This window comes from Mycobacterium asiaticum DSM 44297 (assembly GCF_000613245.1).
Lineage (GTDB): Bacteria > Actinomycetota > Actinomycetes > Mycobacteriales > Mycobacteriaceae > Mycobacterium > Mycobacterium asiaticum.
Map to the genome: position 1 here is coordinate 831,514 of NZ_HG964937.1, position 13,907 is coordinate 845,420.

Genomic DNA, 13,907 nt, shown 5'->3' on the forward strand with positions numbered 1-13,907 from the left:
CGAAGTCATAGGGAAGGATGCCGACATGACCGTTTCACGACGCATCGTCGCAGCCGCCGTAGTCGTGGTGTGGCTGGCTATTGGTTCGGCTGGTACCGCGGGCGCTGCCCCCGCTCTGACTGGCCACTACGTCGCGACCGTCACCTCAGCTTCGGGTGAGACGACCGATAGTGACTGGTACTTCACTCCCTGCGGTGACGGCTGCGCTTCGGTGGCAAACACCCCAGGTGGCCCGGCGTTCGCCAATGCGCGGATGTTCAACGGCCAATGGACGATGGTTTGGCACTCCGACGCATTTTGTCCCGGCGGCTCACGGGTTCCGGGGGTGTACGTCAGCTACGCCAGTTGGGATCCAGAAACCCTTGAGGGAAAGGATGATTCGGGCATAGATACACCAATATGTGGGTCCGGAGGTAGGCCGCCGCGCGTGACCCAGCATCTGCAACTCACGCAAGTCGGATAGCCGTTCGCATATCTTGCAGGCCGGACCCTAGCCCAAGTCGTCCGAATGTTGCCCGCGGCAGAAGGTCAACGGCATGATGAGCCGAACGCCGGATTCGAGGAGCCGAGGCAGCATGCGGAAGGTCGCCGTCAAGATCTTCGTCGTGCTCGCGCTGACCTCGCTCTCATTGTGTTCTGCAGCGCATTCGCCGGTAGCTACTCATGCCCGCCTCGCTTCGCCGGAGCGCGTTGAATTAGCGAACGATTGGACGCTGTCTCCAGCCGATACGATCGCCGCCGACGGCGACGCCCTGTCGCTGTCGGACTACGACGCCGCTGCGTGGTACCACGTCCGCCGCATGCCGGCCACCGTCTTGGAGATCCTGCGTGAAAACGGTGTCTACCGGGACTTGTATGTCGGCAAGAATCTTCGCGACCACGTGCCGCAGGACCTCTATCAACACGACTGGTGGTACCGCACCCAGTTCACCGCCCCGGACGGTCGACGAACGTACTTGCTCGGATTCCCGGGTATCAACTACCGCGCCGACATCTGGCTGAACGGACGCCTGGTTGCCGACCACGACCAAGTCGCGGGCATGTACGCCGACCACCAGTTCGACGTAACACCGCTGATTCGGCCCGGGCAGCCAAACGTGCTGGCGGTCAAGGTTATCCCGGAGCGCGCGCTGCAGGACGTGGACGGTGTGGAGTTGGCTGACAGCTGGAACGACTGGATCAACTGGGATTACCTAGGTTTTCCGCCGCTCAATGGCGATCCGGACCGGCGCGGAACGTCTTTCGTTCCCGACCGCAATGCCGGCATCTGGAAGCCGGTGTACCTGACGGCGCTCGGAACGGTGGGAATCGGTGCGGTGACTGTCAATTCGGAGCTTCCGCTGCCGCGCACCGACAGCGCTCGGCTGACGATCCACGCGGACGTGCACAATTATTCCGCACAACGCACCCGTGGCGTGCTCCGCGCCACCATCACCCGTCCGGACAAGACCACCGTTCACCTTGAGCAGGCGGTCGTCCTTGCGCCCGGTGATGACCAGCAAGTGACGTTTACCCCAGAGCAGTTCTCGCAATTGAACTTCGATCATCCGGACTTGTGGTGGCCCTACACGATGGGCCGGCCGGATCTGCACAACCTTAAGCTGGATTACCGGGTCGACAATCAACTCAGCGACACCAAGGAACTGCGCTTCGGCATCCGGACCGTCACCCAGTATCGCGACGCGGGGTTCTCCGGCGATGGTGGAGACTTCTACCTGGAGGTCAATGGCAAGAAGTTTCCGGTTCGTGGCGCCGCGTACACGCCCGATCTGCTTTTCAAGTACGATCCTGATCGCGAAACCGCAATCCTGCACTATGCCAAGGATTTAGGTCTCAACATGGTGCGGCTCGAGGGCAAGCTCGCCAGCGAACACCTCATCGAGGAGGCCGACGAGCTGGGGATTCCGCTGATGGCCGGTTGGATGTGCTGCAACCAGTGGGAGAAGTGGGAGCAGTGGGACGCCGAAGACGAGCGGGTGGCGATGGAAAGTCTGCGCTCGCAGATTCGGGTGCTTCGAAGCCACCCGTCGGCGTTCATCTGGGCCAACGGCAGTGACGGCTTGCCGCCACCAAACATCCGCGCCCGCTACCGGTCTATCCTGGACGAGTTGTATTGGCAGAACGCCATTGTCGATACCGCGTCGCCGCAGGCGAAGGATGCCGACGGCGTGGCGCAGTGGGACGGCATCGACATGACCGGACCGTATACGTGGCGCCCGCCCACCTACTGGTTCAGCGGCCGCTACGGAGCCACTTGGGGGGCATCGGCCGAACAGGGCAGTAATGAACAGATCCCCCCGTTCGCCAGCCTGCGAAAATTCATCCCGCCCGACGAGTTGTGGCCGATCAACGACACCTGGTCCTTCCACGCGGGCGCGCAGTACAAGAACGCGGCCTTGCTGAGTGCAAAGCGTTCCATCGGGATGCGTTATGGGGTTTCCGAGAGCGCCGAAATGTTCGCTGCCAAAGCACAATTGGCTCAGTACGAGTCGGCTCGGGCTCAGTTCGAATCCTTCGCCGCCGGGGGCTGGGACGCCCACAAGATGACGATCTACTGGATGCTGAACAGTCACTGGCCATCGTTTTTCGGGCAGCTGTTCGACTACTACCTGCGTCCCGGCGGCGCCTATTTCGGGGCCAAGAAGGGGCTGCGGCCGCTTTCTGTCGTGTTCGATTCGTACGCCGGTGGTATCGGCAACTCGGCACGGGTAACCGTGGTCAATCAATCGCCGTCGACTGAACACGATCTTCGTGTCCGGGTCCGTGTCTACGACCTGCAGGGAACTCTGCAGGCAGAGGGAACGTCCGAGGGCATCAGCGTCGCCGGTGGCGGCGCGATCGAGGCGATGACGCTGCCGAGCGGTCTCGCGAAGTCACCCGTCTTCTTCGTTCGTTGTGAGCTGACTCGCCCGTCCGGCGAAGTCGTTGCGGAGAACGTGTATTGGCAGTCTCAACAGCCCGATGATGTGGGGGATCCGGACAACGATCGGGCGTTCGACTCGATGCAGGCGAGTTGGGCGGACATGACCGCGCTGAACTACATGCCGCGCGTGCCGTTGGACATCAGTGCGCAGCATCAGTCGACCCCTGGGGGAGTGGTGATCCGGCTGCACAACCCCACGTCGAACGTCGCGTTCTTCGAACGCGCCGAGATCATGTCCACGCGCGACGGCGACGAGGTCCTTCCGGTTGAGTACGACGACAACTATGTGACCGTGTTTCCGGGCGAGACCGTGGAGATCCGGGGGAGCGTTCCGGATTCGTTGGCGAACTGGGTGCGGGTGACGGGGTACAACTCGTCTCCGGTCACGGTGGCCGTTTCTTAGTTTCCCGGCTTATGGTGTCGCATCGGTAGCCTGTAGGTGATGCCTGCAGCTTTTGACCTGCGCCAACTCGATGTGCCTGTCGTTCAGGCCGGTATGGGTACGGTTGCGGGCTTCGAACTCGCGGCCGCCGTGTCAGAGGCAGGTGGTCTGGGAACGATCGCCGGGGCGCGTGCCGAGATTGGCGCAGAGGTGGCGGCCGCACGCAGCCTTACCGGACGACCGATCGCGGTGAACCTGTTGCTGCCCTTCATGCGTCGCGGTGATGTGGAGGCGGCCGCTGCCGCCGATGTGATCGTGACCTTCTGGGGCGTTCCTCGCCGGCTCGCCGCGACCACCTGGATCCACCAGTGCGGCTCCGTCGACGAGGCGAAAGCCGCAGAGGCCGCGGGCGCCGACGGTGTGATTGCGCAGGGGGTGGAGGCCGGCGGGCACGTCCGCGGGACGACTCCGGCGCTGGAGTTGCTCGACCGGGTGCGCAGGGCGGTGAACATTCCGGTGTTGGTCGCGGGCGGGATCGTCGACGCTCGAGGCGTGCGGGAGGCGCTGGAGGCCGGGGCGGCCGCCGCCGTCGTTGGAACTCGCTTCCTGCTCAGCGAGGAGTGCCGCGCGCACCCTGAGTACAAGCAGCGCTGCCTTGAGGCCAGTGAAACGGTGCTGACCGAACTGTTCGGGCTGGGCTGGCCCGATGCGCCGCACCGGGTGATTCCGAACGCTGCCACTCGACGATGGTTGGGTAGCGATGTGCGGGGCCCGGGCTGGATTCGCGTGGCTAACCGGATGTTGTCTCACCTGGCCAACGCGATGCCGGATGCGGCCCAAAACCGTGCTGTCCGAGCGCAATTGCCTTCGTGGTTGCCGTATGCGATCGCCCAACCGCCCGGAGTCGACGGGCCTGCGGAGTTGGTGGATGCGCGTCCGCTTTATGCGGGTGCGAACGTTGGGCGGATTAGCGATGTTCGTCCGGCTGGTGAGCTGGTCGGGTTGCTGATGCCGTAGCGCAGTCTCATCGAGCGCTAAGTCGAGGCAAACACCCAAGCTGGCAGCTACCACTTACACCGGCTCGTCATAGTCAATCCCACTAGCAAGATCCTCACACTGCACCACCTCCACATCCCTCCGCCCCCGTAGAAACGGACCCGCCCCCCGATCCCCGGACACGCAAGAGATCACCTCGTCGAAGTATCGCCGCGCGATAACCACCGGATGCCCCGGCCGATCCCCGTAGTACGCCTGCGCCAACCCACTCCGAGACCCCAACGCCCGCTGCACAACCCGCGCCACCACCGCCGCACCAACATCCGGTGTATCGACCACATGCAGCACCGCATACTCAGCGCCCACCGTCGAAGCCTCCGTCAACCCGGCCCGCACGGACGCGCTCAACCCGATCTGCCAGTCGGACGCAGTAACCGCAATGACGCCGTCCGGCAACGGAACCTGCGCAGCCCCCAGCACGACAAGAACAACGTCACACCCCCCGCCACGCAACGCCGCCACTGCCGAAGCAAGCCATCCATCGACAAGCACTTTCGGCTTGCCGTATCGCCGACCCGCGCCGGCGGCCAGCAGTACACCAGCAACAACGCCCAACTAACGACCACCCAGCGGCGCGGCGACAGCAGGACCAGGAGCTACCGGAACCGGCCCAATCAGCTTTGGCGCCAGCGTATTCGCATTTTCGCCCGCCCGCGCCAGCGAATACTTACGCACCTCTGCACCCCCCGGACCGGCCGCGCTCACCAACAAATCCGCACCGGTGACGGTGCTTGTCGTGGCCACCGTCACCGTCGTAGCGCCAAGAAAAGGCTCGAACGACGCGGTCTGCCGGAACATCACATGCCCGGAATGCGCGTCGGGGCTGTGCGTGTACATCGCCGGCGCACCGTCCAGCCGCGAACCCGATGACCACACCCGCACCGTGCCGCGGTCGGCGAGCTGGCCGGTAATAATGCTCTGCGCGCCACCTTCTTCGCCTGCGACCCACCCGGTGGCCAGTGAGATGCCGCCGGTATAGCCCTCGTCGAAAGCGGAGAACGAAGTCACCAATGCGGGAGCGCCGGGCCCACCAGACGAACCGCCGGAACGCGCAGTGGGCGTAAACAGGTCGTACCGAAACACCTTTACCAGCGCTGGACCTCCCGGGCCAGGCGCGGTGATGATGTTCTGCCGCCCTTGCTCATAGCTGACCAGTCCGGTGGCCACCGTGACACCGGCCTGCGATCCGGGGTAGGGCTTGAAGCTGGCGAACACCTCGGGCGCCTTGCCCACAGCCGGCAGCTTCGAGGAGAACACCTTCACCTCCGACTCCACACCCGGACCGGTTCCGACAATGATGTTGTCCGCCATCGGGTTTGCGTCGATATTGGCGGCCGCTACATTCACGCCGCCCTTGAAACCGGCGTCGAACGGCGCGAACCGGGCCAACTCCGTCTTGAACGCATCAGCACCGCTGTACACCACCACCTCCGGCGGCACTCCGGAACCGGTGCCGACGACGAGGTCGAGGATCGTGTCGCCGTTGACGTCGGCCATCGCCACCGACGGCGCCCCTTCGAAGGATGGAAACGGCGTAACAGTCGTAATTACCTTGTCCCCGTTGCCATCGAGCACCTGGACGCTCGCCGTCGAACCAGGCCGACCCGGAACCGCCACCGCATACGTCGACACCTGCGGGATCACGTTCACAGTCGCCATCAGCCCGTTGTCCTCGTGGTTGAGGCGATGGCAGTGGATGACGTAGGTGCCGCCGAACTCCTCGAACTCGGTGCGGAACGTCAGGGAAGACGGTGAGGTGGCGTAGTCGTTCGCGTCGACGATCGGCGGCGGCACATTGGCGGTGTCCACACTGAACATCTGCACGCCGGTGGTCGTATTGGCCGTCGGATTCACCACCTGCATCACCTGATAGTCGTTGACGTGGATGTGCATCGGGTGACCGTCGTTGTTGTAGTTGACGATTCGCCACTCTTCCATCGTGTTCAGCCGGGGTTGTATTAACGGAATGTTGGGGAAGATGTTGCCGTCGAACTGGTAGGTGAACGCCTTCGCATCGCTCTTGCTCGCATAGTTATTGCCGAACCCACCCGAGATCGTCAGCTCGCGGGTGTAGTCGGGCGTGCGTACCGAGTCGTCCCGGAACGAGGTGGGCGAGTTCAGTTCCATCCCGGGCTCGAACACGGTGGTCCGCCCCTCGCCGCTATCGGCCGTGGCACGCAGCAGCGTCTGAGTGGGATAGGCGAAGAAGCCGTCGGCGTAGCTGACGAATCTCGGGTCGACGTTGAGTTCGCCCAGCACAGCCGGTGGGATCTTGGCGCCGTTATTGGTATACAGCACAGCCTGACTCGTTCTAGGTTTCCCGCCCTGCATCGGCGGCATCTCGAGAACTAGATCTCCGGATTTAGGCATGGTCACCGCGATCGCGAAGCGCGACGCCGGCGGAATGAACAACAGCGAACCGTCACCATCAACGGGCCGCTGCACGGCGGGACACGGATTGCCGTCCTGGCCCACGATGGCGAACTTGGGATGGCTGCCGGTGGCGGTCTCAGTCAATTGCAATGACATGTAGGCGATGTCGCTGATATTGGCCAACACCCAGATTTCCGTCTGGCCGGGGTTGATCTTCAACCGCGGCTGAAACTGCCCGTTGACGGTGAACTGCACATCGCGCTGATTGTCGGGTAACGCAGGGTCAGCGGGGACGTTGACCGTCCGGCTGCTAAAGCTCTGCAGGTTCGTCGGAATGAACTGGTTTGCGCCGCGCTTGTTGTCGACCGACAGCGGCCCTTCGTGCCAGCCGCTGATGTACTGGGCGCCTTTCGAGGTCTGTGCGAAGTTCACCGGCGCAAGGCTGCTCGGGTAGGTTCCGTCAGCCAGTTGGTTGCCCTCCGGCGGTTTCAGGGTGTTGACCCACTGTTCCCAGTACGGGTTGTTCAGCTGGTGCCCACCGTTCTTCCGGTCGAAGACGAAGTTGTACTGCAACGCCATGTCCCGAATAGGGATGTTGTTCTTCGTCACCAGGGGCAGGGCACCGTCGGGGCGCCCGATCTCCAGCAGGCCGGCGAGACCGAGATAGGTGTGCAGCGCGGTCAACATGTGCCGGTGGCTGTGATACCAATACAGCCCCTGCGGCATGTCCTTCGGCAACGGGTAGTCATAGGTGTTGCCCATGCCGGCCGGGATGTTTAGCAGCACGTTGTCGGCGTTGCCGGACGGGCTGACATGCAACCCGTGGGTGTGCAGATTCAGCGGTGATGACGTCAGCGCGGGAGGAAACAGCGGAACCTGCTCGTTGACCGGCACATAGGACGGATCGTTGAAGTCGGCGATCGTCAACCCTTGTAAATCGTTGTCGTAGTGCACGATCAACCGCTCGCCGGGGTTGACTCGCAGCGTCGGAGCCGGATAGACGTTGTCGCCCTTGGTCGAGCCGTCCGAACTCGTTCCCTTCAGCAGCTCGTAGCCGTATACGAGAAAGTTCGTCACCGGCTCCTTCACGGTGTCAAGGTTGACGGTGCCTTGGTGCGCGGACAGCCGCACCTCAAGAACACCGTCCTTGCTCGACAACCGCACCGGCTCCTTGAAGTCGGCCGGATGGCCGTCGCGCCCGGCGTTGACGCCGACCTCAGGTTGTGCGTTGTGCCGTGAGGAACAGGACAGCGTCATTGTCACCAACGACACCACAAGTGCCAGCGCGACAGCCGTTTTGCCCGGTCGGATCACGACGCACCCCAATTCGCAGCTGGGTGAAGTTTGCCGATGGGAGACTACGCCGCCCGCCGCGCAAATGGGTCAGATCGCGGTTTCCTGCGCGGATGACTGCAACGCGCTGAAGATCCGGTCGGGCGTCAGCGGCAATTCGCGGTATCGGACGCCGGTGGCGTCGTGAACAGCGTTGGCCATCGCCGGCGCCACCGGATTGATGCAGCATTCGGCGATCCCTTTGGAGCCGGCCGGACCCGCCGAGTCGGTCGAGTCGACCAGGATCACCTCCGTTCGTGGGGCGTCGGCGTAGGTGGGGATGCGGTAGTTGCGCAGATTCGGATTGGTCATGACGCCGTTCTCGTCGACGCGATGATGCTCGGTCAGCACGAACCCGAGCCCCTGCGTCACGCCGCCTTCGATCTGGCCGCGAACCTGCGCGGGATTGATCACCACGCCCGCGTCGGTGGCCTGCACGCTGTAGAGAATGCGGATCTCTCCGGTGATCCGTTGCACCGCAACTCGAAAGCCGTGCGCGTTGTAGGTGAGGCTGCGCGGCGAACCGTACGCCTTGCGCGATTCGGTCAGCCGGATGCCGCGGTCACCGGCGGCCGCCGCCAGTTCGGTCAAAAGGACACGAGCGTCGCCGCAGCGCACCGCGTCGTCGTCCATGACGCACGACGCCAGATCGATACCGGTGTGCGCGGCGGCGAAGCGCAGGATCCGGTTGCGCAGCGCGGCCGCCGTGTACTGGACGGCGTTGCCGGCGACGAACAGTCCGGCGCTGGCGAAGGCCCCGGTGTCGAATCCGGTGCGGTCGGTGTCGGACTGCACCAGCCGGATGCGGCTCACAGTAGCGCCCAGCTCGGCCGCCGCGATCTGGACATGCGCGGTCGATGTTCCTTCGCCGAACTCCACAGTGCCGATGGCGATCTCGTAGATTCCGTCGCCGCCGAGGGTGGCCGTCCCGACGGAGATGTGTTCGGTCGGCGGTGCGGTCTCGTGCATCGAAATGGCGGTGCCGGTCCCGATCTGCCAATCTTCGCCGAGAGCGTGGCCGTTGGGCTGGACGCTCAGCGCGGCCTCGACCCGGTCGATGCACTGCACCAGCCCGTCCTCGGTGAACGCGACATCGTCCGCTTCGTCGTGGATCGACAGCAGCGGATCACCCGGCCGGATGATGTTGCGGCGGCGCAACTCCAGCGGGTCCATACCGAGGGCCACGGCCAGCTCGTGCATTGCCGACTCCATCGCGAACGCCGGCTGCGTCATCCCGTAACCCCGCAGCGCCCCACTGGGGACGGTGTTGGTGTACACCGAATACGCGTCGAATTTCTTGTTGGGACAGCGGTATATCGCGACCGCGGCGCCGCCCGCGAACAGTGTCTCGCCGCCGTGGTTGCCGTAGGCGCCGGTATTTGAGATGTTGCGGAACTGGATGGCGGTGAGCGTCCCGTCGTGGCGGGCACCCAGTTTGACGGTGATCTTCATCGGGTGCCGCGGGGAGGCGGTGGTGAATTCCTCTTCGCGGGTGTATTCCCACGAGACCGGTCGGCCGGTGTCCAGCGCGGCCAGCGCTACCAGGTCCTCGCTGATTACCTCCTGCTTGCCACCGAACCCGCCGCCGACGCGCTTGCAGAACACCCGCAGCTGGTCGGGCCGCAGGTGGAAGAGGTGGGCCAGTTTTCCCTTGGCGATCGACGGCGATTGCGAGCTGGTGCGCACGTGCAGCCGACCGTCTTCCATCCACGCGATCGACCCGTGTGTTTCCAGGTGCGCATGCTGCACCCGCGGCGAGAAGTACGTGCCTTCGTGGATGACATCGGCCTCGGCGAATCCCGCTGCAACATTGCCGATTTCGCCGTGCAGCTCCAACAGGATATTGCGCTCGGGGTCTTGGACGAACGGGTCGTCGAAGCCGTGCAGCTGCGGCGCACCGGCCTCCATCGCCGCTTCGGGATCGAACACCGCGGGCAGCACCTCGTAGTCGACGACGACCTTGCGGCACCCCTCCTCGGCGGCGCCGATCGTGTCGGCGAGCACCGCGACCACTCGTTGGCCGACGAAGCGCACCACGTTGTCCAGGATGTAGGTGTCGTCGGGGTCGACGAGGTGATCCGTGTGGATCGCGGTGGTGAACCGCTTGCGCGGCACGTCTTCCCACGTGTAGACGCGATGAACCCCGGGCACGGCCAGCGCCGCGGACTTGTCGATCGACACGATACGGGCGTGGGCGTGCGGTGAATGCAGCACTTTCAGATGAAGCATGCCCGGTAGCTCGGTGTCCATCGTGTATTCGGCGCGCCCAGTGACGACTTCGGTCCCGGCGGGTGCGCCGACGCTCGCACCGATCGCCTGACCGGGCGCATCCTTCTCGATCGCAGTGAGGCCGTTGATGGCATCCTCGATCGCGCGGTAGCCGGTGCAGCGGCACAGATTGCCTTTCAGTGCGCGCGGAAGATCGGCCCGTTGTTCGTCGGTCAGGGCGCATGCCGTCATGATCATGCCGGGAGTGCAGAATCCGCACTGGAATCCGGGGGAGTCGCGGAACTGCCGCTGCATCGGGTGCATGTCCTCGGGTGAGCCGAGGCCCTCGATCGTCGTCACCTCCCGCCCGTCGGCGCGGAATGCCGGCGTGATGCAGCTGTGCACGGGCTGCCCGTCGAGCCAGACCGTGCACGCGCCGCAATCGCCCGCGTCGCAACCCTTTTTGACGCCATAGCAGCCCAACTGACGCAGAAACGTCCGCAGGCACTGACCCGGCCGCGGTTCCTGCGCGAACGACTCGCCGTTGACCGTGTAGCTCATCGCAGGCCGCCGAGTTCGATCCGGATCTCTTCGGCGTAGTGCTTGGCCAGGTGCCGCCGGTGATCGGGTGTGCCATTGGCGTCGGCGAACCAGATCTCGCTCGGTAGCGCGGCAATGCTCTCTTGCACCGTGTCGGCGCCGGGCGGCATGCCGAACCGCAGCACCACCGGGCGCGTGGTTGCGGCGGTAATGGTCAGTGCCAGATCGGCACCCGTTGTCGTGCCGACCATGAAGATGGTGGAGCGCCCGAGCTTGGTCAGCGTGAAGCGCCGGTGGGTGTAGCGGCGGTGCAAGGCATCGGCAGGAATGTGGATGCTGCGCAGGATTTCCCCGGGGGCCAGCACGCTCTGGTGGTTGCCGACAACGAAATCCTCAGCGGCAATGGTGCGTTCGGTTCCGTCGGCGGCCCACAGCCGATAGGTTGCGTCGAGCGCCACCGTCAGGGTGATCATCGGTCCGGCGGGCAGCGCCATGCAGATGTTGCCGCCCACCGTCGCGGCGTTCCACACCTTGAACGACGCCAGGAACGCCTCGCAGCTGGTACGCAGGACTGGCCCGGCCTGCCAGTCCGGTGGCGGTACGAACTCGTGCAGTTCCCTGACGGTGCAGGTGGCGCCGATCTCAAGACCGTTGGCGTCGGTCACCAGGCTGGGCCAGCCGAGTCCGGTCAGGTCAACCAACCGCAGGACGGACGGTTGCGGCTCAGAGAACAGCCACGTCCCCCCGGCTAGCCACGCGTCACCGGCGCGCCAGGTCGCGCCCGGCCGATCGGGAGGGCGGCGGACGACGTCGATCACCGAGTTGAGATCCGTGTGATCCTCCCAGGACTAGCGGCCAGAGCTGACCAACTCTAGATTGTCCCGGGCGGCAGTTGGGTCACTTTTGCCGGCTTGGACGGCTACTCGTCGTCCTTCGCCAGCCGCGGAATCAATCCACCCGCCAACACATCCTTGACCTGTCGCGGCGAAAGCCGATGCCGCACAGTAAAAGACGAGTCCTTGGTGACGTTCTCGACCTGCAGCGTGTCCGAATCTGCCAGGCCGTCCAGGTTCTGGATGCGGAGCTTGTCGTCCTGATCGACCGAGTCGTAGTCATCGGGGTCCTCGAACTCGACCGCCAAGATCCCGTAGTTGGCCAAGTTTTGCCAGTGGATCCGTGCGAACGACTTGGCGATGACAACGCGCAGCCCGAGGTAGCGCGGCGCGATCGCGGCGTGCTCGCGTGAGGAGCCCTGGCCGTAGTTCTCGCCGGCCACGATGATGTGCCCGCTCTCCTCGGCCTCCTGCGCCCGCTCGGGATAGGAGTCGTCGACCCGGGTGAAGCTGAACATCGCCAGCTTCGGGATGTTGGACCGGAACGGCAGCGCGTTCACGCCGGCGGGCGAGATCTCGTCGGTGGAGATGTTGTCGCCGACCTTGAGCAGCACCGGCGCCTCCAACTCCTCGGGCAGCGGCGACAATTCCGGCAGGCTGGAGATGTTGGGGCCCTTCACCGGCTCCACCTGCTGCGCTTCCTCGGGGTCCAGCGGTGGCACCAGCATCGCGGTGTTGACCGAATTGCACTCGGGCAGGTCAAGTTTCGGGTACTCCATGCCGACCTCGCGGGCCCAGTCCCGCGGATCGGTGATCACGCCGGTCAGCGCCGACGCCGCGGCGGTCTCCGGCGAACACAACCACACGGAATCTTCCTTGGTGCCGGATCGGCCCGGGAAGTTACGCGGCATGGTGCGCAGGGAGTTGCGTCCCACCGCCGGGGCTTGACCCATGCCGATGCAGCCCATGCAGCCGGCCTGGTGGATGCGCGCACCGCCCATCACCAAATCCAGCGTCGCACCCATCTTCGTCAAGTCGGCCAGGATCTCGCGAGATGTCGGGTTGATGTCGAAGCTGACCTGCGGCGCGGTCTGCCGGTTGGCCACCATCGCCGCCGCGATCGCGAAGTCGCGCAGCCCGGGATTGGCGCTGGACCCGATCACCGCTTGCGCGATCTCTTCACCGGCCACTTCCCGCACCGGCACCACGTTGCCCGGCGAGGACGGCTTGGCGATCAGCGGCTCGATCTCCGACAGGTCGATCGTGTCCTCGACGTCGTACTCGCACCCCTCGTCAGCCAGCAGCTCGACCCAGTCGTCCTCACGTCCTTCGGCGCGCAGAAACTCGCGCACCGCGTCGTCGCTGGGGAACACCGTCGTGGTGGCGCCGAGTTCGGCGCCCATATTCGCGATCACGTGCCGGTCCATCGCCGTCAGATTCGCCAGACCGGGACCGTAGTACTCGATGATCCGGTTCACTCCACCTTTGACATCGTGGCGGCGCAGCATTTCCAGGATCACGTCTTTGGCGGAGCACCACTCCGGCAATTCGCCTTCCAGGCGGACGCCCCAGACTTCCGGCATCCGGATGTGCAGCGGACGCCCGGTGATCGCCAGCGCCACCTCGAGCCCACCCACCCCGATCGCCAGCATGCCCAGCGAACCGGCGGCCGGCGTGTGCGAATCGGATCCCACCATGGTCTTGCCGGGTACACCGAACCGCTGCATGTGCGTCGGGTGCGAGACGCCGTTGCCCGGCTTGGAGAACCAGAGGCCGAAGCGTTGCGCCGCGGTGCGCAGGTATTCGTGATCCTCGGCGTTCTTCTCGTCGCCCTGCAGCAGGTTGTGGTCGACGTACTGCACGCTCACGTCGGTTTTCGCCTGGTCGAGGCCGAGCGCTTCGAGTTCCTGCATCACCAGCGTGCCGGTCGCGTCCTGGGTCAGCGTCTGGTCGATATGGATCGCGATCTCTTCCCCGGGTTTCATCTCGCCGGATTCCAGGTGGGAATCGATCAGCTTGTACGTGAGGTTCATGGACATCCCTGGCTCCCTCCTGACCGCGACGGGTACGACACCGTGCGCTGGAGGGGGGATACCCCATCAACTCAAGTCGTAATGCCGCCTAACGCGGCAAGACCTCCTCGATCGCGCTGATCACCTCCGGAGCGTCCGGCTCGGTCCTCGGCCGGAACCGCTTGACCACCTCCCCGTCGGGCGCGACCAGAAACTTACTCGAGTCACTTCGTATAACTTACGTATAA

Annotated in this window: 8 protein-coding genes; 3 read left to right on the forward strand and 5 right to left on the reverse strand. The window is 64.6% G+C overall.

Annotated features, from left to right (window positions below; genetic code table 11):
• Window positions 1-25: 25 nt before the first annotated feature.
• From BN972_RS29220 to BN972_RS14260, 3 genes are all read left to right on the forward strand, one after another.
• On the forward strand, window positions 26-463 hold the full coding sequence (locus BN972_RS29220) for a hypothetical protein (RefSeq protein WP_142277064.1): 438 nt from the start codon (window positions 26-28) through the stop codon (window positions 461-463).
• Between the two features lie 112 nt (window positions 464-575).
• Entirely contained in the window at window positions 576-3,326 is a 2,751-nt protein-coding gene (locus tag BN972_RS14255) for a glycoside hydrolase family 2 protein (protein ID WP_036358961.1), read from the forward strand.
• A gap of 39 nt (window positions 3,327-3,365) precedes the next feature.
• Window positions 3,366-4,322 (forward strand): NAD(P)H-dependent flavin oxidoreductase, encoded by a 957-nt coding sequence (locus BN972_RS14260; protein ID WP_036358963.1) that lies wholly within the window; start codon window positions 3,366-3,368, stop codon window positions 4,320-4,322.
• Between the two features lie 54 nt (window positions 4,323-4,376).
• On the opposite strand, the gene BN972_RS14265 is transcribed toward BN972_RS14260, so the two are convergent.
• From BN972_RS14265 to BN972_RS14285, 5 genes are all read right to left on the reverse strand, one after another.
• The gene (locus BN972_RS14265; protein WP_036358966.1) at window positions 4,377-4,916 is read right to left on the reverse strand and encodes a nucleotidyltransferase family protein; all 540 of its coding nucleotides are present in this window, start codon (window positions 4,914-4,916) and stop codon (window positions 4,377-4,379) included.
• Entirely contained in the window at window positions 4,917-7,991 is a 3,075-nt protein-coding gene (locus BN972_RS14270) for a multicopper oxidase domain-containing protein (protein WP_051545643.1), read from the reverse strand.
• 126 nt (window positions 7,992-8,117) lie between these two features.
• A complete protein-coding gene (locus BN972_RS14275; protein ID WP_036358973.1) occupies window positions 8,118-10,835 on the reverse strand; it encodes a molybdopterin-dependent oxidoreductase in 2,718 nt (905 codons plus the stop codon).
• The gene (locus tag BN972_RS14280; RefSeq protein ID WP_036358976.1) at window positions 10,832-11,632 is read right to left on the reverse strand and encodes an FAD binding domain-containing protein; all 801 of its coding nucleotides are present in this window, start codon (window positions 11,630-11,632) and stop codon (window positions 10,832-10,834) included. The genes BN972_RS14275 and BN972_RS14280 overlap by 4 nt, the downstream gene beginning before the upstream one ends.
• Window positions 11,633-11,733: 101 nt before the next feature.
• The gene (locus tag BN972_RS14285) at window positions 11,734-13,686 is read right to left on the reverse strand and encodes an aconitate hydratase (protein WP_036358979.1); all 1,953 of its coding nucleotides are present in this window, start codon (window positions 13,684-13,686) and stop codon (window positions 11,734-11,736) included.
• Between the last annotated feature and the right edge of the window lie 221 nt (window positions 13,687-13,907).

Bases quoted from the DNA above. Each gene is read 5' to 3' on its own strand.
- BN972_RS29220 (WP_142277064.1), top strand. From the start codon at position 26: ATGACCGTTTCACGACGCATCGTCGCAGCCGCCGTAGTCGTGGTGTGG.
- BN972_RS14255 (WP_036358961.1), top strand. From the start codon at position 576: ATGCGGAAGGTCGCCGTCAAGATCTTCGTCGTGCTCGCGCTGACCTCG.
- BN972_RS14260 (WP_036358963.1), top strand. From the start codon at position 3,366: ATGCCTGCAGCTTTTGACCTGCGCCAACTCGATGTGCCTGTCGTTCAG.
- BN972_RS14270 (WP_051545643.1), bottom strand. From the start codon at position 7,991: ATGACGCTGTCCTGTTCCTCACGGCACAACGCACAACCTGAGGTCGGC.
- BN972_RS14275 (WP_036358973.1), bottom strand. From the start codon at position 10,835: ATGAGCTACACGGTCAACGGCGAGTCGTTCGCGCAGGAACCGCGGCCG.
- BN972_RS14285 (WP_036358979.1), bottom strand. From the start codon at position 13,686: ATGTCCATGAACCTCACGTACAAGCTGATCGATTCCCACCTGGAATCC.